This is a genomic window from Stenotrophomonas sp. YJH_SMC_65, from assembly GCF_059369475.1.
The window spans coordinates 454,042-479,071 of sequence record NZ_JCAFSR010000002.1 but is presented as its reverse complement, the minus strand read 5'-3'; the positions used below and the strand labels follow the sequence as shown (position 1 = coordinate 479,071).

Annotated in this window: 17 protein-coding genes and 3 tRNA genes; 9 read left to right on the top strand and 11 right to left on the bottom strand. The window is 68.0% G+C overall.

Features of this window, described 5'->3' with window-relative positions; all coding sequences use genetic code 11:
- Window positions 1-162: 162 nt before the first annotated feature.
- The 3 genes from AC5P7A_RS05200 to AC5P7A_RS05190 form a co-directional block, all read right to left on the bottom strand.
- Window positions 163-3,189, bottom strand: coding sequence for a ligand-binding sensor domain-containing diguanylate cyclase (locus AC5P7A_RS05200; RefSeq protein WP_041864114.1), 3,027 nt, complete (start codon window positions 3,187-3,189; stop codon window positions 163-165).
- Between the two features lie 176 nt (window positions 3,190-3,365).
- On the bottom strand, window positions 3,366-4,775 hold the full coding sequence (locus AC5P7A_RS05195; protein WP_032956880.1) for an ATP-binding protein: 1,410 nt from the start codon (window positions 4,773-4,775) through the stop codon (window positions 3,366-3,368).
- A 6-nt stretch (window positions 4,776-4,781) separates the two neighbouring features.
- Window positions 4,782-5,510 carry a response regulator gene (locus tag AC5P7A_RS05190; RefSeq protein ID WP_041863210.1) on the bottom strand — a complete coding sequence of 243 codons (729 nt, stop codon included), beginning with the start codon at window positions 5,508-5,510 and terminating at the stop codon, window positions 4,782-4,784.
- Window positions 5,511-5,714: 204 nt separating this feature from the next.
- Here AC5P7A_RS05190 and AC5P7A_RS05185 point away from each other — a divergent pair, with 204 nt between their 5' ends.
- The 3 genes from AC5P7A_RS05185 to AC5P7A_RS05175 are packed head-to-tail and all read left to right on the top strand — an operon-like array spanning window position 5,715 to window position 10,347.
- Window positions 5,715-6,956 carry an efflux RND transporter periplasmic adaptor subunit gene (locus AC5P7A_RS05185; protein ID WP_445391481.1) on the top strand — a complete coding sequence of 414 codons (1,242 nt, stop codon included), beginning with the start codon at window positions 5,715-5,717 and terminating at the stop codon, window positions 6,954-6,956.
- The gene (locus tag AC5P7A_RS05180; RefSeq protein ID WP_049442200.1) at window positions 6,953-8,911 is read left to right on the top strand and encodes a MacB family efflux pump subunit; all 1,959 of its coding nucleotides are present in this window, start codon (window positions 6,953-6,955) and stop codon (window positions 8,909-8,911) included. The genes AC5P7A_RS05185 and AC5P7A_RS05180 overlap by 4 nt, the downstream gene beginning before the upstream one ends.
- A complete protein-coding gene (locus AC5P7A_RS05175) occupies window positions 8,908-10,347 on the top strand; it encodes a TolC family protein (RefSeq protein WP_329855753.1) in 1,440 nt (479 codons plus the stop codon). The genes AC5P7A_RS05180 and AC5P7A_RS05175 overlap by 4 nt, the downstream gene beginning before the upstream one ends.
- A gap of 77 nt (window positions 10,348-10,424) precedes the next feature.
- Here the strand turns inward: AC5P7A_RS05175 and rlmB are convergent, their stop codons facing one another.
- The 3 genes from rlmB to rnr all read right to left on the bottom strand — a co-directional run bounded on the left by rlmB (window position 10,425) and on the right by rnr (window position 14,272).
- Window positions 10,425-11,168 (bottom strand): 23S rRNA (guanosine(2251)-2'-O)-methyltransferase RlmB, encoded by a 744-nt coding sequence (gene rlmB, locus AC5P7A_RS05170; RefSeq protein ID WP_005408775.1) that lies wholly within the window; start codon window positions 11,166-11,168, stop codon window positions 10,425-10,427.
- A 77-nt stretch (window positions 11,169-11,245) separates the two neighbouring features.
- Window positions 11,246-11,728, bottom strand: a complete 483-nt coding sequence (locus AC5P7A_RS05165) for a GFA family protein (RefSeq protein WP_049442199.1) — start codon at window positions 11,726-11,728, stop codon at window positions 11,246-11,248.
- Window positions 11,729-11,812: 84 nt separating this feature from the next.
- Window positions 11,813-14,272 (bottom strand): ribonuclease R, encoded by a 2,460-nt coding sequence (gene rnr / locus AC5P7A_RS05160; RefSeq protein ID WP_049442198.1) that lies wholly within the window; start codon window positions 14,270-14,272, stop codon window positions 11,813-11,815.
- Window positions 14,273-14,400: 128 nt separating this feature from the next.
- Here rnr and AC5P7A_RS05155 point away from each other — a divergent pair.
- Together AC5P7A_RS05155 and AC5P7A_RS05150 are read left to right on the top strand one after the other, a co-directional pair.
- A tRNA-Leu gene (locus AC5P7A_RS05155) sits at window positions 14,401-14,485 on the top strand.
- Window positions 14,486-14,692: 207 nt separating this feature from the next.
- Window positions 14,693-14,777: transfer RNA gene (locus AC5P7A_RS05150), tRNA-Leu, on the top strand.
- 56 nt (window positions 14,778-14,833) lie between these two features.
- Here AC5P7A_RS05150 and AC5P7A_RS05145 read toward each other — a convergent pair.
- Complete coding sequence (locus AC5P7A_RS05145; protein WP_014646526.1) at window positions 14,834-15,580, bottom strand: sulfite exporter TauE/SafE family protein; 747 nt, start codon at window positions 15,578-15,580, stop codon at window positions 14,834-14,836.
- Window positions 15,581-15,678: 98 nt separating this feature from the next.
- On the opposite strand from AC5P7A_RS05145, the gene AC5P7A_RS05140 reads away from it, so the two are divergent.
- Both AC5P7A_RS05140 and AC5P7A_RS05135 read left to right on the top strand, forming a co-directional pair.
- Window positions 15,679-16,578, top strand: coding sequence for a LysR family transcriptional regulator (locus AC5P7A_RS05140; protein WP_262093300.1), 900 nt, complete (start codon window positions 15,679-15,681; stop codon window positions 16,576-16,578).
- A 50-nt stretch (window positions 16,579-16,628) separates the two neighbouring features.
- Window positions 16,629-16,713: transfer RNA gene (locus tag AC5P7A_RS05135), tRNA-Leu, on the top strand.
- 153 nt (window positions 16,714-16,866) lie between these two features.
- On the opposite strand, the gene emrB is transcribed toward AC5P7A_RS05135, so the two are convergent.
- Genes emrB through emrR form a run of 4 tightly spaced genes read right to left on the bottom strand, consistent with a single transcriptional unit; the run spans window position 16,867 to window position 21,587 of the window.
- Window positions 16,867-18,453, bottom strand: a complete 1,587-nt coding sequence (gene emrB / locus AC5P7A_RS05130; protein ID WP_005408769.1) for a multidrug efflux MFS transporter permease subunit EmrB — start codon at window positions 18,451-18,453, stop codon at window positions 16,867-16,869.
- A 7-nt stretch (window positions 18,454-18,460) separates the two neighbouring features.
- Complete coding sequence (gene emrA / locus AC5P7A_RS05125; protein ID WP_032956867.1) at window positions 18,461-19,642, bottom strand: multidrug efflux MFS transporter periplasmic adaptor subunit EmrA; 1,182 nt, start codon at window positions 19,640-19,642, stop codon at window positions 18,461-18,463.
- Between the two features lie 11 nt (window positions 19,643-19,653).
- Complete coding sequence (gene emrC, locus AC5P7A_RS05120) at window positions 19,654-21,147, bottom strand: multidrug efflux transporter outer membrane subunit EmrC (protein WP_046429738.1); 1,494 nt, start codon at window positions 21,145-21,147, stop codon at window positions 19,654-19,656.
- The gene (emrR, locus tag AC5P7A_RS05115) at window positions 21,144-21,587 is read right to left on the bottom strand and encodes a multidrug efflux system transcriptional regulator EmrR (protein ID WP_014646521.1); all 444 of its coding nucleotides are present in this window, start codon (window positions 21,585-21,587) and stop codon (window positions 21,144-21,146) included. Before emrR ends, emrC begins: the two co-directional genes overlap by 4 nt.
- A 172-nt stretch (window positions 21,588-21,759) precedes the next feature.
- Between emrR and AC5P7A_RS05110 the strand changes: the two genes are divergently transcribed.
- On the top strand, window positions 21,760-22,641 hold the full coding sequence (locus AC5P7A_RS05110) for a helix-turn-helix domain-containing protein (protein ID WP_046429737.1): 882 nt from the start codon (window positions 21,760-21,762) through the stop codon (window positions 22,639-22,641).
- 60 nt (window positions 22,642-22,701) lie between these two features.
- Window positions 22,702-24,945, top strand: coding sequence for a DNA topoisomerase IV subunit A (gene parC, locus AC5P7A_RS05105; RefSeq protein ID WP_164076952.1), 2,244 nt, complete (start codon window positions 22,702-22,704; stop codon window positions 24,943-24,945).
- The last annotated feature ends 85 nt before the right edge of the window (window positions 24,946-25,030 follow it).

The window sequence follows — 25,030 nt, the reverse complement described above, 5'->3', positions numbered from 1 at the left end:
GACAGCGCTTTCTGTAGAGCCGGGCCATGCTCGGCTGCACCTTTTTCCGCGCTGCCGCGCGGTGGTCGAGCACGGCTCGACTCTACAGGCCGACGTCGTTCCATCGATGCATGGTGGCGAATCAATCGCCGCACAGTAGATCCACGCCATGCGTGGATGCGATCAACCAATGCTCGTGCGATCGCGGCCGTCGCTCTTGGCGCGGTACAGCGCGCGGTCGGCGCGCTGGTACAGCAGCGCCGGGGTGCGGTCGTCGGCATCCAGCTCCACCAGCCCCGCACTGAAGGTCACGCGCAGGCCTTCCACACCGGCCCAGTCGGGGTGGTCATGGAACAGGCCGCGCAGGCGCGCGCACAGCTGCGCGGCTTCCTCCAGGCGGGTGTCGTTGAGCAGCAGCGCGAACTCTTCGCCGCCGGTTCGCGCCGGCAGGTCGGAGTCGCGGCTGGCGGCTGCGATCAGCGTCGCCACCTGCACCAGCACGGCATCGCCGATGCTGTGGCTGTGGCGGTCGTTGACGTCCTTGAAATGGTCGATGTCCAGCACCACCAGGCACAGTGGATGACCACTGCGCTGCGAACGGGCGAAGTCACGCGCCAGCGTCTCGTCGAAGCCGCGGCGGTTGGCCAGCCCGGTCAGCGCATCCTCGCGGGCCTGGCGCTCGAAGGCTTCGGCCTGGCGCGCCAGGCGTTCGGCCAGCTCGGTCTTTTCCTGGTTCAGCGCCTGCAGGTGCACGGTCTTGGCCTGCAGGTCGAAGGTCGCGTCGTCCACCCGCCGCGCCAGGCGCAGGTTGCTGGCCTTCAGCTGCTGCAGCAGCAGGCGGTACAGTGCCACCAGGCCGGCCAGCAGCAACAGCCCGCCCAGCGCCTGCACGCTGCGCCGCTGCCACCAGAACGGCTCGACGCTGAAGCTCCACACCGCCTCCTGTTGGCCCCAGCTGCCGCCCGGATGCGCCGCAGCCACATGCAGGGTGTAGTCGCCCGGCGGCAGGCCAACGAACTCGACGCTGCGCTGCGGGCCACGCTCGACCCAGCCGGCATCGAGGCCATCCAGCCGCGTGCGGTAGCGGATCCGGTCGGACATCAGGTAGCTCAGGCCGACATAGCTCACCGCCAACCGGCGGCCACCGGGAATGTAATTGCGATCCGGTCCCTCCCAGTGCACCGGCGCACCATCCACCTGCACGCTCTCGATCGCCGCCGGCGGCGATGGCCGCTCGCGGAAACGCTGCAGGCGTTGCGGGTCGACCGTGCTCAGGCCACCGGCGGTGACCACCCAGAACGTGCCATCCTGGCGCAGGATCGCCGATGGACTGGAGCTGCCATTGGCCTGTGCATTGGCCATGCCGTCGATCTCGTTGTAGCGCTCCAGCACCACCCGCGGCGTGCGGCCATCGGCCACCGCATTGAGGGTGGCCATGTCGGTGCGCAGCACACCACGGTTGCTGCTGATCCAGACATTGCCGAGGCGGTCCGGCACCAGCTGGAACACCGCGTCCACCGGCATGCCCTGCTCCAGGCCGACCCGCGCCAGCGCACCGTTGCGCCAGCGGTACAGGCCACGATCACTGCTGATCCACATCGCATCGCCCAGCTGGTGGAAACCGAACACGCTGCGGCCGCCCCCCAGCGGGGCCAGGTCGATCGACTGCACGTGGTCGCCACGCAGCACGCGGATGCCTTCGATGGTGCCGATCCACAGGTTGCCCTGGTGGTCATGCTCGAGCGCGGTGATCAGGCCGCCGGGCATGCCCGGCACGTTCGAGACCTGCACCCGGTCGCCGTCGATGCGCACCACGCCCTTCTGCGTGCCGGCCCAGACCACGCCCTGCGGGTCAACGGTGATCGCACGGATGTTGCCGCCCGGCATGCCGTCAGCCGCCGCATAGTTGTGGCGCAGGCCCCCATCGCGACCCAGCCGGTAAACGCCGTCGCCGAAGGTTCCCACCCACAGGTCACCGTCCGGCCCCTGTGCCAGGCTCAGTACCGAGGGCGCCTTGCCGCCGCGGTTGTGCAGCGGCACCGCGCGGAAACGACCGTCGCGGGTCTGGAGGTCAAGGCCGCTGGCGCTGCCGACCCACAGCTGGCGGTCGCGATCCTCGAACACCGTGCGCACGTAGTCGCCACTGAGCCCATCGCGCTCGGTGAAGCTGCTGAACAGTGTTTCGCGCAGGCGGTACAGGCCCCCATTGGCTCCCACCCAGATGCTGCCTTCGGCATCCTCGCGCAGGCTGACCACGCGTCCGCCCGGCAGGTTCAGGCCGGCCGGCAGCCGCTCCAGGCCATGGGCGGAAATGCGCAGCAGGCCCTGGTTCTCGGTACCCAGCCACAGATCGCCATGCCGGTCCTGCAGCATCGAGGTCATGTGCAGCTGGCCCGGCAGGCGGTGCACCAGCACCAGCTGGTCGTCCTCCACCCGGTACAGGCGCTCGCCGGCGACGATCCACAGCGCGCCATCCGGTGCCCGGTACGGCCACGACAGGCCGCTGCCGGCGCCCAGCCCCCACGCGGCGGGCGCGCGCTTGAGCACGCCGTCGTTGTCGCGCAGCACCAGCCCGTCGAGCGTGCCGACCCATACCCGGTCCTGTGCATCGACCACCAGCTTGGTGAAGCTCATCGCCATCGGCAGGTCCGCCGCCGGTGCCTGGTAGACGATGCCGGCATCCGGCGTCAGGTAGCCGATGCCCTTGCCTTCGTACAGCAGCCACAGCCGGCCCTGGCTGTCCATCTGCATGGACTGGATCAGCACCTGCGGTGTACCGGCCTGGTGCTCCCAGACCCGCCATTGGCCGTCGCTGCCGCGGTGGCTGACGTTGCCGCGCGAATCGCTGATCCACAGCCCGCCCTGGCGGTCGACGAACAGTGCGCCGATGCCGTTGTCGCGCAGGCCCGGGCGCGTACTGCGGTCGAACACGGTGAAGTCCAGTCCGTTGTAGCGCACCAGCCCTTCCCAGGTGGCGAACCACAGATGGCCCTCCGGCGTCTGTGCGATGTCGCGCAGCGAGTTGTGCGGCAGGCCGTTGCGCGAGGTCCATACATCGATGGCGTAGTCGCGCAGCGGGGGCGCGCCCTCCTGTGCCGCCAGCGGCAGCGCGAGGGCCAGCAGCAACCACAGCAGGCCCTGCCGCAGTGCCCGCCTGAATCCTGATGCGCGGCGCTCCACCCAGCGCCCCTCGTCCCCCTGCCCGCCCATCACCGCAGCAGCGGCGGCCAGGTGCGGCTGCAGGGCGCGGCAGCGTGCGGGAACAGCCGGGCAGCGCGCACTGGCATGCCGGCGGGAACGGGCTGGCTCATCGAGGGGAGACTGGGGAGATGGGCAGATGATAGGCCAAACCCCGGCCCCGGCGTCACCGTCCGCGGCCCGCCGGCTCAGCCGGCGCGGCCGGGCGCCACCACCTGGGCACTGGCCGGCCACTGCACCACCGCCTCCAGGCCACCTTCGGCCCGGTTGCGCAGCCACAGCCGCGCGCCGTCCTTCTCGGCCAGGGCGCGGGCGATGGTCAGGCCCAGGCCGGCCCCGCCGGTCTGGCGCGAACGCGAGGTTTCCACCCGCACGAACGGATCGAACACCGCCTCCAGCTGCTCTTCGGCCAGGCCGGGACCGTCATCGGCCACCACTACGGTGATCGCACCGCCGCTGCGCTCGACCCGTACCCGCGCCCGTTGCGCGTACATCACCGCGTTGTCCACCAGGTTGGAGAACAGGCGGTGCATGGCCAGCGGACGCAGCATCAGCACCGAACCACTGCCCCCCTCGAAGACCACGTCGGCGCCGCCTTCGGCGGTGTCCTCGACGATGCTCTCCAGCAGTGAATCCAGGTCGAGTGCGGCGCGCTGCTCGGCACTCTCGGCACTGCGGGCCAGTTCCAGGCCCTCGCGCACCAGCGCCTGCATCGCCGCCAGGTCACCGATCAGGCGCTCGCGCAGGGCTTCGTCGCTGACATTCTCCAGGCGCAGGCGCAACCGGGTCAGCGGCGTCTGCAGGTCATGGGTGATCGCCGCCAGCATCTGCGTGCGTTCGGCCAGGTGCCGCTGCAGGCGGTGCTGCATGGCGTTGAAGGCTTCGGCGGCGCGCTGCACTTCACGCGGCCCGCGCAATGGCAACGGGTCGCGCTGCAGATCGTCGCCGAGATCCTCGGCAGCGGCGGCCAGTTCCTGCAGTGGCGCACTGGCCATGCGCGCAACGATATAGGCCAGCACGGCAATCGCCAGCACCAGCAGGGTCAGGAACCACGGGTCCACGGCGAGGATGCCGTTGTGCGCCACCGCCGGCGAGTCCAGCGCCAGTTTCAGCAGCGTGCCGTCGTTGAGGGTCACGTCCACCGCGCGGCACTTGGGCGGGATGAACGCCGGGTCGCGTTCGCGCGGCGGCCGCCGGTGACCCGGCGGTGGCGGCGGCAGCAGGTCCTGCAGCTTGGGAATGCAGGAGCGGAACGAAGCGAAGTGCACATGCGCGCGCGACACCGGTCCGGGGCGGTCTTCCAGCACTTCCATCAGCGCCGTGTCGGCACGCCCGAGGCGGGCTCCGGGCTGCAGCGCGCGCACGCTCGGCCCGCCGATCGCCAGCAGGCGCTCGCGCAGCTCCGGATTGCCGTCCAGCAGGTTGACGTAGCCCTGCAGGCGGTCGGCGATGCGGTTCAGGTTCTGCCGCTCGAACTCCTGCTGGCGCTTGGAAGTGGCCAGCATGGTCGCGCCGATCGCAGCCACCGCCATGCCCAGCAGCAGGATCACGAACAACCGCCCGACCATCGAGGACAGGAAATGGCGCAGGCGCTTCATCGCGGCTTATTCCAGGTTGACCGCGGAGGCCAGCACGTAGCCCTCGTTGCGCACGGTCTTGATCAGTCCGTCCGGGCCACCGTCGTCGCCCAGCTTGTTGCGCAGGCGGCTGACCTGCAGGTCGATCGCGCGGTCCTGTGCCTCGTAGTTGCGGCCACTGCTGAGCGCGACCAGCTGCTCGCGCGACAGCACCTTGTTGGCGTGCGCGATGAACACCCGCAGCAGGCGGAACTCGGCGCCGGACAGCACCACCACGCGGTCATCCGGATCGACCAGGTGGCGATGTTCCAGGTCGAACACCCAGCGCGAGAAGCGCGCACGGCGCACCGCCAGCGGCTCCAGGTTGGCCGGCAGCGCCTCGGTCCGGCGCAGCACGTTGCGGATGCGTGCCAGCAGCTCGCGCGGTTCGAACGGCTTGGCCAGGTAGTCATCGGCGCCCATTTCCAGGCCCAGCACGCGATCGATCGGCTCGGCGCGTGCGGTCAGCATGATCACCGGCGTGTTCGAACGCGCACGCAGGTCACGGCACAGGGTCAGGCCATCCTCGCGCGGCAGGTTGAGGTCGAGCACGATCAGGTCCACGTGCTCGCGGTCCAGCAGCTGGCGCATGGCGGTGCCATCGGCCGCCGTGCTCACCAGGTAACCGGCGCGGCCGAGCTGCTCGGCCAGCAGCGTGCGGATGTCGTTGTCGTCGTCGACGATCAGCAGTCGATGCATCGGGTTTTCAGTCTCCATGTCGCGATCATCCCGTGTCGGCAGCTGAACCGCATCCGGGGCAATGCGTACCAGTGTATCCACCCACGGGCGGGATACCTGTGGTTACGCGTATTCACCGACAGTGTTACATACAGACATACCCCGAGGATTGAGCCGTCCATCGCCCGGTCTTCACAATGCCCGCCAACGCCGCACGCGCGGCCCCGAGAGTGAAGCCACGACGTGACGTTCCGCCTGCTGCCCGCGACACGCCGGAGTCGCCTGATACTGATCGCCCTGCTTGCCCTGATCGTCGCCGCCACCGCCTGGTGGCTGCTGCGCAAGCCCGCCGCGCCGGCGGTGGCCACCTCGCCGGTCAGCCGCGGTGACATCGAGCAGACGGTGGACGCCACCGGCGTGATCGATGCCTACAAGCTGGTCAGCGTCGGTGCGCAGGCCTCGGGCCAGATCAAGTCGCTGAAGGTGCAGCTGGGCGACACCGTGAAGGAAGGCGACCTGATTGCCGAGATCGACGCCACCACCCAGCAGAACCAGGTGCTCAACGCGCAGGCCTCGCTGGACCAGGTCACCGCCCAGCGCGCCGTCCAGCAGGCCACCCTGCGCCAGGCCGAACTGGAATTCGCGCGCCAGCAGCAGATGCTGGCCGCCGAGGCCACCTCGCGCCAGGAATACGATGCCGCCGAGGCGCAGCTGAAGACCGCCCGTGCCCAGCTGCAGTCCTACGAGGCGCAGATCAAGGGCCGCGAAACCGAGCTGGGCACCGCCCGCGCCAACCTGGCCTACACCCGCATCACCGCGCCGATGGACGGCACCGTGGTGGCGGTGGTGGCCGAGGAAGGCCGCACGGTGAACGCCAACCAGACCGCGCCGACCATCGTCATGCTGGCGCGGCTGGACGTGGTCACCGTCAATGCGGAGATCTCCGAGGCCGACGTGGTCAAGATCAAGGCCGGCATGCCGGTGTACTTCACCACGCTCGGCGACCCGGACCGCAAGTACCACGCCACGCTGCGCCAGATCAATCCGGCGCCAGCCTCGATCGCCAACGAGAATTCATCCAGCTCCAGCAGCTCCTCCAGTTCCAGTTCCAGCAGCGCGGTCTACTACAACGCGCTGTTCGACGTGGAGAACCCGGACGGCACGCTGCGCATCGACATGACCGCGCAGGTCTCGGTGCTGCTCAAGCAGGCCAAGGGCGTGCTGATGGTGCCGGCAGTGGCGCTGGAGCCGAAGCGCCGTGGCGACGAGCGCATGGTGCGGGTGCTGGACGACAAGGGCCAGCCGCAGCCGCGCAAGGTCACGGTGGGCATCAACAATGGCGCCTCGGCCGAGATCCTGTCCGGGCTGAAGGAAGGCGAGCGCGTGGTGGTCGGCGAAGCGGGTGCGGCCGGTGCCAGCGCCGGCGGCGGCAACCGCGGCGGCATGCAGATGCGGGTTGGCGGCCCGGGCATGGGGCGCCGATGAGCACGACGGCGCCGCTGCTGCGCCTGCGCGACCTGCGACGTGAATTCCCGGCCGGCGATGATGTGATCGCCGTGCTGCGCGACGTCAATCTCGACATCCACGCCGGTGAGATGGTGGCCATCGTCGGCCAGTCCGGCTCGGGCAAGTCGACGCTGATGAACATCCTCGGCTGCCTCGATCGTCCCACCCGTGGCAGCTACCAGGTGGCCGGCCGCGAAACCGGGAAGATGCAACCGGACGAACTGGCCGAACTGCGCCGCGAGCATTTCGGTTTCATCTTCCAGCGCTACCACCTGCTCGGCGACCTGGACGCGCGCGGCAACGTGGAAGTGCCGGCGGTGTACGCCGGCAGCCCCGGCCCGGTGCGCAACGCGCGTGCCGAGCAACTGCTGCAGCGGCTGGGCCTGAGCGACCGCATGCATCACAAGCCGGGCCAGCTGTCCGGTGGCCAGCAGCAGCGCGTGTCGATCGCACGCGCCCTGATGAACGGCGGCGAGGTGATCCTGGCCGACGAACCGACCGGCGCGCTGGACACGAAATCCGGCGAGGAAGTGATGGCGATCCTCGGCGAACTGCATGCCGAAGGCCACACCATCATCATCGTCACCCACGACATGAGCGTGGCCGAGCACGCGCAGCGCATCATCGAAATCCGCGATGGCGAGATCATCGCCGACCGCGCCAACCCAAATGCGCCGACCTACCGTGCGCAGCGCGAGGCCAGTACCGGCGTCGCCCGCGGCAACAGCTGGCGGGCCGCGCGCGACCGCTTCACCGAAGCGTTCCGCATGGCGCTGCTGGCGATGAACGCACATCGGCTGCGAACCTTCCTGACCATGCTCGGCATCATCATCGGCATCGCCTCGGTGGTCTCGGTGGTGGCGCTGGGCAATGGCTCCCAGCAGCAGATCCTGCAGAACATCAGCGCGCTCGGCACCAATACCATCGACGTCTATCCCGGCCGCGGTTTCGGCGACATGCGCTCGGCGCGCGTACAGACGCTCAAGGCCAGCGATGCCGATGCACTGGCAAGGCAGAGCTACGTGGACAGCGCCACCCCCAGCGTATCGACTTCGGTCACCGCGCGTTACCGCAACCAGTCGTCCACCGCCCAGGTCAGCGGCGTTGGCGAGCAGTTCTTCCGGGTCAAGGGCGTGACCCTGCTCAGCGGCAGCTTCTTCGATGCCGATGCGGTCAAGGGCCTGGGCCAGGTGGCGGTGATCGACGAGAACACCCAGTCCCAGTTCTTTCCCGATGTCGACCCGGTCGGCCAGGTGATCCTGCTCGGCAACGTGCCGGCGCGCGTGGTCGGCGTGGCCAAGCGGCAGAGTTTCGGCTTCGGCGGCAGCACCAGCCTCAGCGTGTGGGTGCCGTACACCACGGTGATGTCGCGCATGCTCGGCCAGAGCCACGTGTCCAGCATCACCGTGCGCGTGGACGATGACACGCCGATGGACGCCGCGCAGGAAGCGATCACCCGCCTGCTGACCCTGCGTCATGGCACCGAGGATTTCTTCCTCAGCAACAGCGCCGAGATCCGCGAGACCATCGAGCAGACCACGCGCACGATGACCCTGCTGATCGGTGCCATCGCCGCCATCGCGTTGCTGGTCGGTGGCATCGGCGTGATGAACATCATGCTGGTATCGGTGACCGAGCGCACCCGCGAGATCGGGGTGCGCATGGCCGTCGGTGCACGGCAGAGTGATATCCGCCAGCAGTTCCTGATCGAAGCGGTGCTGGTCTGCCTGCTCGGCGGCGTGCTCGGTATCGGCCTGGCCCTGCTGCTGGGCTCGATGATCGGCCGCTTCGCCAGCGACTTCCAGGTGCTGTTCTCCACCGCCTCGATCGTCGCCGCGTTTGCCTGCTCGACCCTGATCGGCGTTGCGTTCGGCTTCCTGCCAGCGCGCAACGCCGCGCAGCTCGACCCGGTGGAGGCCCTGGCCCGCGAATGAAGATGATGACCCGACTGCCCTTCCCCGCTCCCCGGCACCTGCTGCTGGCCGGTGCCGTTCTACTCGCCCTGTCCGGCTGCGCGTCGGTCAGCCGCTACCCGGTGCACGACCCGGCCGTGGCGGCGCAGTATGGACGTGGCGATGCCACCCTCAACGCGCCAGCCGATGACCCGCGCAGCAGCCTGGATACACCGGGCCGCGACATCCGCCAGGACACCTGGTGGACCGGCTTCGGCGATGAACGCCTGGACCGCCTGGTGGCGCAGGCGCTGGCCGCCAACAGCGATCTGGCCGCCGCCGGCCTGGCCGTGCAGCGTTCGCGCCTGCAGGCCGGCCTGGCCAGCAACGCACTGTGGCCGCAGCCCTCGTCATCCGGCGTGAGCGGCAGCGCCAGCCGCGCCACCGACCAGTCTGATGATTGGCGCCGCAGCTATTCCACCGGCGTCTCGCTGGGTTGGGAAGTGGACCTGTGGGGCCGCCTGCGCACCCAGCGCGACATCGCCCGCTGGGAAGCCGAGGCCAGCGAGGAAGATCGGCAGAACACCGCGCTGCTGGTGATCAGCGACACCATCACCCAGTACTGGAACCTGGCCTACCTCAACCAGTCGATCGCCACCGGCCAGGCCAACCTGGAGCGCCTGGAACGCACCCGCGAACTGGTGCAGGCCCGCTTCGACGCCGGTGCGGTATCGCGCCTGGAAGTGCGCCAGGCACTGCAGAACCTGCAGTCGCAGCGGTCCTCGCAGAGCGCGCTGGAACAGCAGCGGGTGGAGGTGCGCAACGCGCTGACCGTGCTGCTGGACGGCACGCCCTGGCCCCAGCAGGACGAACCACAGGACCTGCTGGGCGCACGCAGCCCAGCCATCAGCGAAGGCCTGCCGACCGATCTGCTCGGCCGCCGCCCCGATCTGCGCGCGGCCGAACTTCGCCTGCGCAACAGCCTGAAGACCATCAAGGTCACCGCCACCCAGTACTACCCTGCGCTGAGCCTGACCGGCAGCCTCGGTTCCAGCGCGACCTCGCTGGGCGACGTACTGCGCAACCCGGTGGCCACGCTGGGCGCCGGCCTGTCGCTGCCGTTCCTCAACCTGCAGCGTGCGCAGCTGGATACCGATATCGCCGGCACCGCCTACCAGATCGCCGCCAGCAACTTCCGCAAGACGCTGTATACCGCGCTCTCGGAAGTGGACAACGCACTGTCGGCGCGCGAGCAGCTGGCGCGCCAGGTGGCGGCCTCGCAGGCTTCATACGACGAAGCGGTGGAAGTGGAACGCGCGCAGGAAGTGCGTTACCGCGTGGGTGCCACCGATCTGCGCACCTGGCTGGAAGCGCAGCAGACCCGGCGTGATGCCGAACTGTCGCTGGCACGCGCGCGCCAAGGCCAGCTCAACAACGACGTGACGCTGTTCAAGGCGTTGGGCGGCAGCGCGGGGTGAGGCGGGACATGAAACGGGGTCAGATCCCTTTTCCCATTGGAAAAGGGATCTGACCCCGATCACATCGCGCTGGCCGATCAACCGCGCTGGCGCACGGCCTCGAACAGGCTGACGCCGGCGGCGACGGAGACGTTCAGGCTCTCGATCTCGCCCGGCATCGGGATCTTGACCAGGCCATCGCAGTTCTCGCGGGTCAGGCGGCGCAGGCCATCGGCTTCGCCGCCCAGCACCAGCGCGATGTTGCCCTTCAGGTCCAGCTGGTACAGCGAGGCCGTGGCTTCACCGGCCAGGCCGTAGATCCACACGCCCTGCTTCTGCAGGTCCTTCAGGCAGCGCGAGAGGTTGGTCACCGCCACCACCGGGATCAGGTCGGCGGCACCGGCCGAAGTCTTGCGCACAGTGGCATTGACCGTGGCCGACTTGTCCTTCGGGATGATCACCGCGGTCGCCCCGGCGGCAGCGGCCGAGCGCAGGCAGGCGCCGAGGTTGTGCGGGTCCTGCACCTCGTCGAGCACCAGCAGCAGGGCCTTGCCCTCGGCCGCGGTGACCAGCCCTTCCAGCTCGTTCTCGCTGTAGGTACGGGCGGCGGCGTAGCGCGCGGCCACGCCCTGGTGGCGCACCGAACCGCCAACACCGTCCAGCGCCTGGCTGTTCACCTTGCGCACATCGATGCCCTTGCGGCGGGCGTTCTCTTCGATCTCGGTCAGGCGCGGGTTCTTCGCACCGGCCTCGACCAGCACTTCGCGGACGTTCTCGGCGTCGTTCTCGATGGAGGAGGCGACGGCGTTGACGCCGACAATCCACTGGCTGTTCTTGCTCATGCGGGCGGGGACCGGAAAGGGGGTGGCTATGGTAGAGCATCGGCAGGCCGGGCGCTGCGACCGGCCGCAGAGGGGCGTTACCGACTGCGCGGCGGCCAGTGCGGGGTGTCGTGGTCGGGGTGCTGGTGGGAGACGATGGTGGCCAGGAACTCCAGCGCGGCGACGTCGTCCTCGGTGCGCCGCGCCGGCAGGCCGGACAGGCTGTCGACGAACGGCAGCTTGCGCTCCACCCCGTACTGGATCGTCGGTGGCAGGCGTTCCGGCTCATCGAAGGCGCCGGCAGCCACGGCCACGCCATCCAGGGCTTCATAGGTCAGGGGTGTACCGCAGTCGGCGCAGAAACCACGCCGCACCACGTTGGACGACTGGAAATAGCGCGGCTGGCCGCGGGTCCAGCTGAACTGCACGCCGCGCACGGATACCAGCGGCGCGTAATAGGCACCGAACGCCTTCTGGCACATCCGGCAATGGCAGATCGAGCTGTCGGTGAGCTCGCCACGCGCCTGGAAGCGGACCGCGCCGCACTGGCAGCCGCCACTGTATTCGGGTTGGCCTTGCATGCTGGGGTTCCTCCGGAACGTCGTGCCAACCAAGGTTGGCACCTACCAGTTGCGGTAGGTGCCGACCGTTGGTCGGCACACCTTTCAATACTTCTTCTTGGTGCGCTTGGCCGGCTTGCCCCGCTCGGGCGGCGGCGGCAGGCCATCGCCCTCGTCCTCGCCCTTGTGCTCGACCAGGCGGAAGTCGATCTTGCGCTCTTCCATGCTGGCCTTCAGCACCAGGATCCGCACGCGGTCACCCAGCCGGTAGCTGCTGCCGCGGCGTTCGCCGGTCAGCGTTTTGCGGGTGGCGTCGAACTTGTAATAGTCCTGCGGCAGCTGGGTCACATGCACCAGGCCCTGCACCTTGGACTCGTCCAGTTCCACGAACAGGCCGAAGCTGGTCACGCCGCTGATCACGCCGTCGAACTGGCCGCCCACGTGCTTTTCCATCCACGCCGCGCGGTAACGCTCGTCGACCTCGCGCTCGGCTTCGTCGGCACGGCGCTCGCGCTCGGAACACTGCAGCGCCAAGGCCGCCATTTCGCGCGCGTTGTAGGTGAACTTGTCCAGCGGCTTGCCGGACAACGCATGCTTGATCGCACGGTGCACCAGCAGGTCGGGGTAACGGCGGATCGGCGAGGTGAAGTGCGCGTACGCCTCCAGCGCCAGGCCGAAGTGGCCGTGATTCTCCGGGCTATAGATCGCCAGGCTCTGGCTGCGCAGCAACACCGATTCCAGCAGCGTGGCATCGGGGCGGTCGCGGATCTTCTTCAGCAGCTTGGTGTAATCGCCCGGGCGCACCTTCGACCACGGCGGCAGGCTCAGCTTGAACTCCTTGAGGAATTCCAGCAGGTCGGCGTACTTGGTTTCCGGCGGCTTCTCGTGGATGCGGTACGGCGCCGGCACATGGCGCGACAGCAGGTACCTGGCGGCCTCGACGTTGGCCGCGATCATGCACTCCTCGATCAGCTTGTGCGCGTCGTTGCGCACCAGCATGCCGGCCTGGGTCACTTCACCACGGTTGTCCAGCACGAAGCGCACTTCACTGCTTTCGAATTCGATGGCACCGCGCTTGGCGCGTGCCTTGGACAGCACCTTGTACAGCTGGTGCAGGCGCTGCACCTGCGGCAGCAGGTCGCCCATCCAGGCCTTGGTATCGGCATCGTCCTCGCCCACCGCCTTCCACACCTGGGTGTAGGTCAGGCGCGCATGCGAGTTCATCACCGCCTCGTAGAAGCGCGAATGCGTGACCAGGCCATCGCGGTCGATCTGCATGTCGCAGACAAAGCACATGCGGTCGACCTTCGGCATCAGCGAGCAGATGCCGTTGGACAGTGTCTCCGGCAGCATCGGCACCACGAAGCCCGGGAAGTACACCGACGTCGCACGCTTCTGCGCCTCTTCATCCAGCGGCGTACCAGGGCGAACGTAATTCGAGACGTCGGCAATCGCCACCACCAGGCGGAAACCCTCGGCATTCGGCTCGCAGTACACCGCGTCGTCGAAGTCCTTGGCATCCTCGCCATCGATGGTGACCAGCGGCGTGCTGCGCAGGTCGACACGGTCGCCAATCATCGCCGGCTCGACCACCAGCGGCACCGAGGCCGCTTCGTCCAGCACCTCCTGCGGGAACTCGAACGGCAGCTCGTGGCCATGGATGGCGGTCTCCACCACCAGCGACGCGGTCAGCTTGTCGCCGAGCACCGCGATGATGCGGCCGATCGGCGGGCGGCGGCTGTCCGGCGCCTGGGTCAGTTCACAGACCACCAGCTGGCCGTCGCGCGCACCACCGGTCTGGTCCGGCGGCACCTGCACGTTGCGCTGCACGCGCTTGTCGTCGGGCACCACGTAGTTGATGCCCATCTCGATGCTGAAGCGGCCGATCAGGCGGGTCATGCCGCGCTCCAGCACGCGGGCGATGCTGCCTTCGCGACGGCCACGGTGATCGATGCCGGTCACGCGGGCCAGCACCTTGTCGCCGTGCATGACCTTGCGCATTTCATAAGGCGGCAGGAACAGGTCGTCGCCGCCCTCGACCGGGCGCAGGAAGCCGAACCCTTCCGGGTTGGCGATCACCACACCGGTGACCAGGTTCAGGGTCTGGATCGGGGCGAAACCGCCGCGACGGTTCTGCACCAGCTGGCCGTCGCGGACCATCGCACCGAGCCGGCGCGACAGCGCTTCGGCCCGGTCCGGAGCGGTCAGGCCCAGGCGCGCGCCCAGTTCCTCGGCGGTCTGCGGCCCTTCGCAGCGCTCCAGCAGGGCCAGGATGGCCTCGCGGCTGGCGATGGGCTGTTCGTACTTCTCCGCTTCGCGGGCGGCATAGGGATCGTCGATCACCTTGCCGGCCGGCGGCAGCTTGCGGCCCGGGGCCGGGCCCGGTGCATCGGTACTGCGGACCTTGCGGCCGCGTGGCGGTGCACCGCCTTCATTCAATTCGGGGAACCAGCCCGGCAGCGGCTTGCCCGGCTTGGTGGTGCGGGCTGCACCCGCCTTGGCGCCCTTGTTCGGGGCCTGGCTGCGGGACTTGCTCCCGCCCTTGCTTGGTTTTTTGGTAGTCATCGCCCTACATGGTAGCCGCTGGCGGCGTGCAGAACGGGTCAGCGGTCGCCTTCAAGCGATCGCGTCAAAAATATTCAGGAAGTCGTTGACAGCCTGCGGATTCATCTTCACAATTGCGCCTCTGGAACGCCCAGGTGGCGGAATTGGTAGACGCACTAGTTTCAGGTACTAGCGGGTAAAACCGTGGAGGTTCGAGTCCTCTCCTGGGCACCAACGAAAAAACTCCTCGCTTCGGCGGGGATTTTTTTTGCCTGTGATCCGGCAGCCGGGGTCGGATTCCTTTCCAGAGGAAAGGGCTCTGGCCCCAAGCGAGTGAGATGGGGGGCAGAGCCCGTTTCGCATGCGCAACGGCAACCGACCTGGGATCAGCAAAAAGTGTTGACACCCCCGTCACGGCACCCCATAATCTCGCTCCTCGACGCCCAGGTGGCGGAATTGGTAGACGCACTAGTTTCAGGTACTAGCGGGTAAAACCGTGGAGGTTCGAGTCCTCTCCTGGGCACCACGTCGAGAATGAGAAAAACCCGCGAAAGCGGGTTTTTTCATGCCCCGGATCCGGCATCAGAACAACGGCCGCAGCACCAGTTCCAGCCCGAGCAGCAGCAGGAACCCCAGGAAGCAGGCGCGGAACACGCGCGCGCTGATGCGCTGCCGGATCACCTGGCCCAGCCACATGCCCAGCAGCGCCGGCAGCACCGCCAGCGCACTCAGCCCCAGCTGCTGGATGCCGAACGCACCGTGCAGCACCAGACCGGTGGTCAGCGAAATCGTCGACACGGTGAACGCCAGCCCGAGCGCCTGCACCAGCTCCTCGCGCTGCAATCCCAGCGACTGCAGGTACGGCACCGCCGGCATCACGAACACACCCGTCGCCCCCGTCACCACGCCGGACAGCGCACCCACCAGCGGCCCCAGCCAGCGCTCGCGCCGCTGCGGCACGCGGAACACCGGCGCGAGCAACGCATAGGCGGCATAGACCACCAATGCCACGCCCAGCGCAACGCGCGACCAGGTGCGATCGACCCGCACCAGCAGTGCGGCCGAACCCAGCGTCACCACCACCACGGCAAGCATCATCGGCCACAAACGCCGCACGATGTGGCCCAGCGACGGCCCGGACAGCAGTTGCCACGCATTGGTGACGAAGGTTGGAATGAACAGCATCGACGCCGCCGCCACCGGTGACAGGGTGCTGCCCAGCAGGCCCATCGCCACCGTCGGCAACCCCATCCCTGTCACGCCCTTGACCACGCCGGCCAGCACGAACACCACCACCAGCAGCAAATAGAAGTATGTCGATTCATGCATGGCTTCATTGGACCGGGCCCTCGCCAGGCGCACAATGCGGTCTTCCCGGCCCAGCCTTCGGCTGACCCGAAGGCGCCGGATCAGCAATGAGGCACGACATGCGGATGGACATCGCCGACCTGCGCCTGTTCCTGGCAATCGCCGAAGCCGGCAGCATCACCGCCGGCGCGGCACAGGCAAACCTGGCATTGGGTTCAGCCAGCGAGCGCCTGCGCACGATCGAAGCCGATGCCGGCACCGCGCTGTTGCACCGGCACCCACGCGGCGTCAGCCTGACCGAGGCCGGCGCCGCCCTCGCCCACCACGCACGCCTGATCCTGCAGCAGCAGGCACAGCTGCGTGGCGAACTACAGGCGTTCGCGCAGGGTGCGCGCGGCACCCTGCACCTGTATGCCAACACCGCCGCGCTGACCAACTACCTGCCCTCGCGGCTCGCGCCGTGGCTGGCCGGACGCCCACGCCTGCATGTGGAACTGCTGGAGCGCACCAGCCCCGAAGTCGTACGCGCGATCAGTGCCGGCCAGGCCGAAGCCGGCATCATCAGCGATGCGGTCGACGCTGCCGGCCTGCAGCAGCATGTGGTCGCCGAAGATCCCCTGGTGATGCTGCTGCCGGCCGACCACCGCTTCGCGACCCGGCGCAGCCTGGCTTTTGCCGAGGCTGCCGGAGAGACCTTCGTTGCCCTGGCCGACGGCAATGCACTGCAGACCTACATCGAGGACCAGGCGCGCGACATCGGGCGCCGCCTGGATGTACGCATCCGCATGAAGACCTTCGAAGGCGTGTGCATCATGGTCGGCCACGGCATCGGCGTCGGCATCGCGCCGCGGACCATCGCGCGCCAGCATCGGCGCAGCACGCACACCGTCGCCGTACCGCTCGCCGATGCGTGGGCGCAACGACGCCTGTGCGCCTGCTTTGCCGAGTGGACACGACTGTCACCGGCGATGCGCAGCCTGCTGCATCACCTGGGCGTGCAGCCCCAGAAAAAAGTGTGAAATGTTGTTGACACATCTTCTGTCGCTCCCCATAATTCATCTCCTGAGTCGCCCAGGTGGCGGAATTGGTAGACGCACTAGTTTCAGGTACTAGCGGGTAAAACCGTGGAGGTTCGAGTCCTCTCCTGGGCACCACGACTCAAGATGATCAAACCCGCGAAAGCGGGTTTTTTCGTTTCCGGGGTCTGGGAATTCACGCCCCGAGATCCACCCATGCGTGGCGTGGATCCACCAAAAGAAAAACCCCGCCTTGCGGCGGGGTTTCTGCGTTTCAACATCAATGAGCGGTCAGTGCCCGCCACCGGCGGCAGCACCTGCACCCGCGCCGAACGGCGGCTTGGCCAGCCACAGGAACGTGATGATCGCCAGGAAGATCCAGCCCAGCAGGAAGAAGATGTCGTTGAAGCCCATCTGCGATGCCTGGTGGTTGATCATGTTGTTCAGTACCGCTGCACCGTGTTGCAGGTCGCCCTGCCCCATCGCCGTCACCTGGTCCTGCATGCCGGGCTGATAGGCCGAGATGTGCTCGGTCAGGTCGGCATGGTGCACCTGGGTACGCCGCGCCCACAGCCACGTCGTCAGTGACGCCGCGAAGCTGCCACCCAGCGTACGCAGGAACGTGGCCAGGCCGGAGCCCGCCGCGATCTCGCGCCCATCCAGGTCCGACAGCAGGATCTGCAGCACCGGCATGAAGAACAGCGCGACGCCGATGCCCATGATCAGCTGCACGCCGGCCACGTGCATGTAGTCCACCTGCAGGTTGAAGTTCGAACGCAGGAAGCTGGTCATCGACAGCACGATGAAGGCCACCGTGGCCAGCATGCGCATGTCGAAGCGCGATGCGTACTTGCCGACGAATGGCGTCATGATCACCGGCAGGATGCCGATCGGCGCGGTCGCCAGGCCTGCCCAGATCGCGGTGTAGCCCATGTCACGCTGCAGCCACTGCGGGATCAGCAGCGCCACGCTGAAGAACGCCGCGTAGGCCACCACCATCGCCAGCGTGCCGGCGCGGAAGTTGCGGTGCCGGAACAGCTTCAGGTCGACGATCGGATCCTTGTCGGTCAGCTCCCAGATCAGGAACACCGTCAGCGTCACCACCGCCACGCAGGCCAGCACCACGATCTTCATCGACGAGAACCAGTCCTCGTCGTTGCCCAGGTCGAGCACCAGCTGCAGGGCACCGACACCGATCACCAGGGTGACCAGGCCGACGTAGTCCATCTTCGGCTTCTCGATCTGCTCCGGGCGTCCCTTCAGCTGGTTGCCCACCACCAGCGCGGCGAAGATGCCCAGTGGCACGTTGATCAGGAAGATCCATTCCCAGCTGTAGTTGTCGGTGATCCAACCACCGAGGATCGGACCGCAGATGGGCGCCACCACCGTGATCATCGCCAGCAGCGCCAATGCCTGTCCGCGTTTCTCGCGCGGATAGATCGAGACCAGCAGCGACTGCGTGATCGGGTACATCGGGCCGGCCACGAAACCCTGCAGCGCACGCGACAGCACCAGCATGCCCATGCTCTGCGCCAGGCCGCACAGCAGCGAGGTGATGACGAAGGCCAGCGTGGCCCAGACGAACAGCTTGCGCTCGCCGAAGCGACGGCTGAGCCAGCCGGTCAGCGGCAGCGCGATGGCCGTGCTGACCGCGAACGAAGTGATGACCCAGGTCGCCTGCTGCGAGCTGGCGCCGAGATTACCGGCGATGGTCGGCAGTGAAACGTTGGCGATGGTGGTGTCGAGCACCTGCATGAACGACGCCATCGCCAGGCCCACGGTGCACAGGGCGACGCTGGGTGGCAGGAACCCGGAGGCCGCACCCGGCGCCGCCGGTGCACCCGGAGCGCCGGGTGCGGCTGGAGCTTGTGCGGACATGGCGACCTCAGCCCACCTTTGCCTGTTGCTGCGGCAGGTTGCCCTGGATGATCGTGTGGATCACCTCATCGGCATCATGCAGCTGCTTGGCATATACGTCGGTGTCGAACACGGTGCCCTTGGCCGGGGTGCTCGGCAGTACTTCACCCTTCTGGTCGCGCAGGCTCACTTCGGCCTTCATCGACAGGCCGATGCGCAGCGGGTGTTCGGCCAGCTGCTTGGCATCGATGGCGATGCGCACCGGCACGCGCTGCACGATCTTGATCCAGTTGCCGCTGGCGTTCTGCGCCGGCAACAGCGAGAACGCCGAGCCGGTACCCAGGCCCAGGCTCTGGATGCGGCCCTTGTACTTCACGTCACCGGCATACAGGTCCGACTTCAGCTCCACTTCCTGGCCCAGGCGCATATGGCGCAGCTGGGTTTCCTTGAAGTTGGCCTCGACCCACATCTGCTCGGTCGGCACCACGGCCATCAGTGCATTGCCCGGCTGCACGCGCTGGCCCACCTGCACCGAACGACGGGCAACGTAGCCGGTGACCGGCGCGACGATGCCGGCGCGGGCGTTGTTGAGGAAGGCCTGGCGCAGCTGCGCGGCGGCGGCCTGCACGTCCGGCTGGGTGGCGATCACGGTGTCGTCGACCAGCGCGCGGTTGCGCTCGACGGTCTCGCGCGAACCGGCAACGGCCGCTTCGGCCGCAGCCAGCTCGTCGCGGGCGTGGGCCAGTTCTTCGTTGGAAATGGCGCCAGTGGCGGCCAGATCCTTGCGGCGGGCGAAGTCCTCGCGCACGCGCTTCAGGGTCACCTGGCGGGCGTTCAGGTCCGCCTGCGCGCCTTCCACGCTGCGGTACAGGCCACGGGTCTGGCGCACGGTCTTGGCCAGGTTGGCTTCGGCCTGCTGCAGCGCCACCGAAGTGTCGGACGGGTCCAGCTGCACCAGCAGCTGGCCGCGCTCCACGCGCATGCCGTCATCGGCATTGATGGCGACCACGGTACCGGCCACCAGCGGGGTGATCTGCACCTGGTTGCCCTGCACGTAGGCATCGTCGGTCTCTTCGAACCAACGGCCGAACATGAAGTACCACAGCGCCAGGGCGGCAAGCAGCAGCACGACGATCACGAACAGGCCGCGCAGCAGGTTGCCGCGGCGGTTGGGGGCGGCCGGGGCCGCGGTGTCTTGGGTCTGGCTCATGGCGGGCGTCTTCAGGAATGCGAGGAATCGGAATGGGAGGCGATCGGTGCGCGGTCGGTGTCGGCGGGCTGGAAACCACCGCCCAGCGCCTTGCTCAGGCGCACCGAGGTCTGCACCTGCTGCGACTGCAGGCCGGCCAGCTGCTGCTGCGACTGCAGCAGGGTGGACTGCGCGGTCAGCACGTCCAGGTAGCTGCCGATGCCGGCGCGGTAGCGCTGCTGGGCCAGGTCGAAGGCCGAGCGTGCGGTGTCCACTGCCTGCTGCTGCGCGTGCGCCTGCTGCGCCAGCGAGCGCACCGCGTTGACCTGGTCGGCGACGTCGCGCAGTGCATCGAGCACGGCCTGGTTGTAGTTGGCCACCGCCAGGTCGTACTGCGCGTCGGTGTTGGCCAGGTTGGCGCGCAGCTTGCCGCCTTCGAAGATCGGCAGACTCAACGCCGGGCCGATGTAGGCGAAGGTCGAGCTGCTCTTCAGCAGGTCACCCACGTTCGGGGCGACCACGCCGGCCAGCGCGGTCAGGTTGAAGCTCGGGTAGAACTTGGTCTTGGCGACCTTGATCTGCTTGTCGGCCGCTTCCACGCGCCAGCGCGCAGCCACGATGTCGGGGCGACGGCCGAGCAGTTCGCTGGGCAGTACGCCCGGCAGCTGCAGTGCCATCGGGTTCAACGGCTGCGGGCGCTGGATCGACAGGCCACGGTCCGGCCCCTTGCCGACCAGTGCAGCCAGCGCGGTGCGGGCGGCGTCGATGCGCTGCTGCGCGGCCAGCACCTGCTGCTGCGCGGCCGGCACGCGGGCCTCGGCCTGGCGCACCTGCAGATCGCTGTCGATGCCGGCGCTGCGGCGCTGGCGGGTCAGCTGCAGCGATTTCTGCGAGCGGGTCAGTTCTTCCTCGGCCACGTCGTTGAGCTGCCACGCGTAGGCCAGGTCGGCATAGGCCTGGGCAATGCCGGTGGACAGGTTCAGGCGTGCGGCCTGGGCTTCAACGGTGGCGGCATGCGCGCCATCCACCGCCGCTTCCCAGGCGGCGCGCTTGCCGCCCCACAGGTCCACGCCGTAGCTGAAATCGAAGGCGACCTGGCTGCTGCCGCCATAGCGGCCGCCCATCTCGCTGCCGACCATCGACTCGGGCAGGCGCAGGCCGGTGTAGCCGCCGGACACCGACAGGCTGGGCAGCTCGTCGGCGCGCGCGGTACCGACCTGGGCCTGGGCCTGGCGCAGGCGCGCGTCGGCGGCGTCCAGGCTCGGGTGGCCGGCCAGGCCCTCGGCGACCAGTGCGTCCAGCTGCGCATCGCCCAGTGCCTTCCACCAGTCCTGCGCCGGGAAGCCGGCGGCGCTCAGGTCGGTGTCAGCCAGGGTGCGTTCGCTGTGCAGGCTGTCCACGTCAAGCACGTGGCCCTGCGGGTTGAGGCCACGACTGCTGGCGCAGGCGGCCAGGGCCAGCGCCAGCGCTGACACCAGCAGCGCGCGCCCGGACCGGCGGAGAGTGGAATGCGGGATCGGGTTCATGGGGTCGTCAGTGAATCGCGGATTCGGGTAAGGAGGGACAGCAGCAGCGTGCGCTCGTCGGCGGAAAGATCACGCAGCGCGTAATCCATCACCGCGTCGCCGCGCAGCTTCAGCCGCGCCCACAACGCACGGCCTTCGTCGGTCAGCACGATCTGCAGTGCCCGCCGGTCCTGCGCATGCGCCTCGCGGCGGACGCAGCCCAGCGCCTCCAGCTTGTCCAGCAGGCGGGTGACCGCGCTGGGCACCTGGTCGATGGCCTGGGCCAGTTCGTTGGCGGTGCAGGGCGCCATGTGGGAAAGCACCTTCAACCCGATGTAATGGGTGAAGCCGATTCCCAGATCTTCTTCCGCCATGGACGCGTCGAGTTGGCGCACCAGGCCGTCGCGCACCTGGCGCAGCAGCAGGCCGAAGCTGGGGGGAGTGGTTGCAGGACAGATCATGGGGGAGCATTCTCTTCCAAAAAAAATATTTCTCAATGGAAATATTCGATCTGGCATCGAATGCTGTGTTGCAGCAGCGGGCTCGATCAGTGAAGGCGCCTACCTTAATGATCTGGTCAGGTGGCCCGGTAGTACAATCCAGCCAATGGATGTCACATTTCAGCCAGCGGACATGATGAACAAGGCAGAAATTCAGGTTCCCAAACGCCTACTTAGAGATGAGGCACTGGACTGGTTCGAGCGCAACGACGGCCCGCCGGTCATCGCCTTCCGCTTCGACAGCCAGCAGGGCCTGGCCCGCGAGGTCGACTGGCACCACCACCAGCGTGCCCAGTTGATCTGCGTCGAACGCGGCCTGCTGACCACCCGCACCTCGCATGGCACGTGGTCGCTGGCGCCGGGCTCGGCCGGCTGGATGCCGCCGCTGGAACCGCACACCGTCACCCTCGACGGCCCGTTGCGCGGCTGGGGCATGGCACTGGCTGCACCGGCCTGCGCCACCCTGCCCGCCGACCCCTGCGTGCTGGGCCTGTCCAAGCTGGCGCAGGCGCTGGCCGACCGCATCTGCGAATGGCCGCTCGGCCATGACACCACGCCCGAGCGCCAGCACATCATCGACGTGCTGCTGGACGAGATCCGCACCGCGCCGCGCCAGCGCATGCACCTGCCGATGCCGCACGACCGGCGCCTGCTGAAGATCGCCTCGCAGTTGCTGGCCGACCCCTCCGACGAACGCAGCCTGGCCGAATGGGCGCATTGGGCCGGTCTGTCACCGCGCAGCCTGACCCGTCACTTCCGCGACGAGACCACGCTCAGCTTCGCCCAGTGGCGGCAGCAGGCGCGCCTGTCAGAGGCCCTGCGCCAGCTGACCGACGGCCGCAGCGTGGCCGACATCGCCCACGCGCTGGGCTTCAGCAGCGCCAGCGCGTTCGTTACCGTGTTCCGCCGCCACTTCGGGCTGCCGCCCGGTCGCTACCTGGCACGGGCCGGGCACGGCCTGGAAACCGGGCTGGACCCTGCGCGCGGCTTGGCATCCCCCGCCGCATCCGGATAATCACAGGATTGCGAGCGGCGACCGCCGTCGCCGCCTCCCGACAACAGGTAACAACGCCGCATGACCGAACTTGCCCGCCCCGTGTTCCACGGATTCGAACAACTGCCGCTGCGCGAGTACGCCGAACGCGCCTACCTCGACTACTCGATGTATGTGGTCCTGGACCGCGCCCTGCCGTTCATCGGCGACGGCCTGAAGCCGGTGCAGCGCCGCATCATCTATTCGATGAGCGAGCTGGGCCTGAATGCCGCGTCCAAACCGAAGAAGTCCGCGCGCACTGTCGGTGACGTCATCGGTAAGTACCACCCGCACGGCGACAGCGCGTGCTACGAGGCCCTGGTGCTGATGGCACAGCCGTTCTCGTACCGCTATCCGCTGATCGAGGGCCAGGGCAACTTCGGCTCCAGCGACGACCCGAAGTCGTTCGCGGCGATGCGTTACACCGAATCCAAGCTGACCCCGATCGCCGAAGTGCTGCTGGGCGAACTGGGCCAGGGCACCACCGACTGGGCACCGAACTTCGACGGCACCCTGCAGGAGCCGACCTGGATGCCGGCACGGCTGCCGCACCTGCTGCTCAACGGCACCACCGGCATCGCCGTGGGCATGGCCACCGACGTGCCGCCGCACAATCTCAACGAGATCGTCAGCGCACTGCTGCACCTGCTGGACCACCCCGATGCCAGCGTGCGCGACCTGTGCGAGCACGTGCAGGGCCCGGACTATCCGTCCAGCGCCGAGATCATCACCTCGGCCAACGACCTGCGGAACATCTACGAGACCGGCAACGGCAGCGTGCGTGCACGTGCGACCTTCACCAAGGAGGCCAACAACATCGTGGTGACGGCGCTGCCGTTCCAGGTGTCGCCGTCGAAGGTGATCGAGCAGATCGCCGCGCAGATGCGCGCCAAGAAGCTGCCGTGGCTGGAGGACATCCGCGACGAATCCGACCACGCCAACCCGGTGCGCGTGGTGCTGGTGCCACGTTCCAACCGCGTCGACGCGGACCAGCTGATGGGCCACCTGTTCGCGACCACGGACCTGGAGCGCAGCTACCGCGTCAACCTCAACGTGATCGGGCTGGACGGCCGTCCGCAGGTGAAGAACCTGAAGATGCTGCTCAGCGAATGGCTGACCTTCCGCAGCAACACCGTCACCCGCCGCCTGCAGCACCGCCTGCAGAAGGTCGAGCGCCGCCTGCACCTGCTGGAAGGCCTGCTGGTCGCCTTCCTCAACCTGGACGAGGTGATCCACATCATCCGTACCGAGGACGAACCGAAGGCGGCGCTGATCGCGCGCTTCGGCCTGTCCGAGGAACAGGCCGAGTACATCCTGGAAACCAAGCTGAAGCAGCTGGCCCGCCTGGAAGAGATGAAGATCCGCGGCGAGCAGGACGAGCTGGCCAAGGAGCGCGAGAAGATCCTCGGCATCCTCGACAGCAAGGCCAAGCTGAAGAAGCTGATCCGCGACGAACTGACCGCCGACGCCAGGAAGTTCGGCGACGCACGCCGCTCGCCGCTGGTGCAGCGCCAGGCCGCGCAGGCCATCGACGAGACCGAGCTGGTGCCGAGCGAGCCGATGACCGTGGTGCTGTCGGAGAAGGGCTGGATCCGAGCGGCCAAGGGCCACGACGTCGATGCGTCCGCCCTGTCCTACCGCGATGGCGACGCCCTGCAGGGCGCAGTGCGTGCGCGCAGCACCCAGCAGGTCGCGTTCCTCGACAGCGAGGGCCGCGCCTACTCGACGCCGGTGCACACCCTGCCCTCCGCGCGTGGCAATGGTGAGCCGCTGACCGGCCGCTTCTCGCCGGCAGCGGGTACCAGCTTCGTGACCCTGGCCAGTGCCGAGCCGGATGCCCGCTTCGTGCTGGCCTCCAGCCACGGCTACGGCTTCGTCACCCGCTTCGAGAACCTGATCGGTCGCAACAAGGCCGGCAAGGCGATGCTGAACCTGTCGTCCGGCTCGTCGGTGCTCACCCCGTCGATGGTCGCCAACGTGGCCACCGACCGCATCGTGGCGGTGACCAGTTCCGGCAACCTGCTGGCGATCGCCGCCAACGACCTGCCGGAACTGGACAAGGGCAAGGGCAACAAGATCATCGAGATCCCGAAGGCCAAGCTCGCCACTGAACGCGTGGTCGCCATCGTGGCGATCAGCCCGGGGCAGACCCTGCAGGTGCGCAGCGGCCAGCGCACCATGGGCCTGAAGTTCAACGAGCTCGACGCCTACCTCGGCGCCCGTGCCACCCGCGGCCACCTGCTGCCGCGCGGCTGGCAGAAGGTGGAAGGGCTGTCGGTGGAATGACCGCCGCGGGGGTCGGATCCCGTTCCGACGGAACGGGCTCTGACCCCGGACTATCGCTCCTGGTAGGTGTCAACCTTGGTTGACA

Excerpts from the sequence above, each read along its gene's own strand:
- AC5P7A_RS05140 (WP_262093300.1), top strand. The coding sequence starts at position 15,679 with ATGCGGATGGACATCGCCGACCTGCGCCTGTTCCTGGCAATCGCCGAA.
- rlmB (WP_005408775.1), bottom strand. The coding sequence starts at position 11,168 with ATGAGCAAGAACAGCCAGTGGATTGTCGGCGTCAACGCCGTCGCCTCC.
- emrB (WP_005408769.1), bottom strand. The coding sequence starts at position 18,453 with ATGTCCGCACAAGCTCCAGCCGCACCCGGCGCTCCGGGTGCACCGGCG.
- emrA (WP_032956867.1), bottom strand. The coding sequence starts at position 19,642 with ATGAGCCAGACCCAAGACACCGCGGCCCCGGCCGCCCCCAACCGCCGC.
- emrR (WP_014646521.1), bottom strand. The coding sequence starts at position 21,587 with ATGATCTGTCCTGCAACCACTCCCCCCAGCTTCGGCCTGCTGCTGCGC.
- AC5P7A_RS05165 (WP_049442199.1), bottom strand. The coding sequence starts at position 11,728 with ATGCAAGGCCAACCCGAATACAGTGGCGGCTGCCAGTGCGGCGCGGTC.
- AC5P7A_RS05180 (WP_049442200.1), top strand. The coding sequence starts at position 6,953 with ATGAGCACGACGGCGCCGCTGCTGCGCCTGCGCGACCTGCGACGTGAA.
- AC5P7A_RS05190 (WP_041863210.1), bottom strand. The coding sequence starts at position 5,510 with ATGGAGACTGAAAACCCGATGCATCGACTGCTGATCGTCGACGACGAC.
- parC (WP_164076952.1), top strand. The coding sequence starts at position 22,702 with ATGACCGAACTTGCCCGCCCCGTGTTCCACGGATTCGAACAACTGCCG.
- AC5P7A_RS05175 (WP_329855753.1), top strand. The coding sequence starts at position 8,908 with ATGAAGATGATGACCCGACTGCCCTTCCCCGCTCCCCGGCACCTGCTG.
- AC5P7A_RS05195 (WP_032956880.1), bottom strand. The coding sequence starts at position 4,775 with ATGAAGCGCCTGCGCCATTTCCTGTCCTCGATGGTCGGGCGGTTGTTC.
- rnr (WP_049442198.1), bottom strand. The coding sequence starts at position 14,272 with ATGACTACCAAAAAACCAAGCAAGGGCGGGAGCAAGTCCCGCAGCCAG.
- AC5P7A_RS05110 (WP_046429737.1), top strand. The coding sequence starts at position 21,760 with ATGATGAACAAGGCAGAAATTCAGGTTCCCAAACGCCTACTTAGAGAT.
- emrC (WP_046429738.1), bottom strand. The coding sequence starts at position 21,147 with ATGAACCCGATCCCGCATTCCACTCTCCGCCGGTCCGGGCGCGCGCTG.
- AC5P7A_RS05145 (WP_014646526.1), bottom strand. The coding sequence starts at position 15,580 with ATGCATGAATCGACATACTTCTATTTGCTGCTGGTGGTGGTGTTCGTG.
- AC5P7A_RS05200 (WP_041864114.1), bottom strand. The coding sequence starts at position 3,189 with ATGGGCGGGCAGGGGGACGAGGGGCGCTGGGTGGAGCGCCGCGCATCA.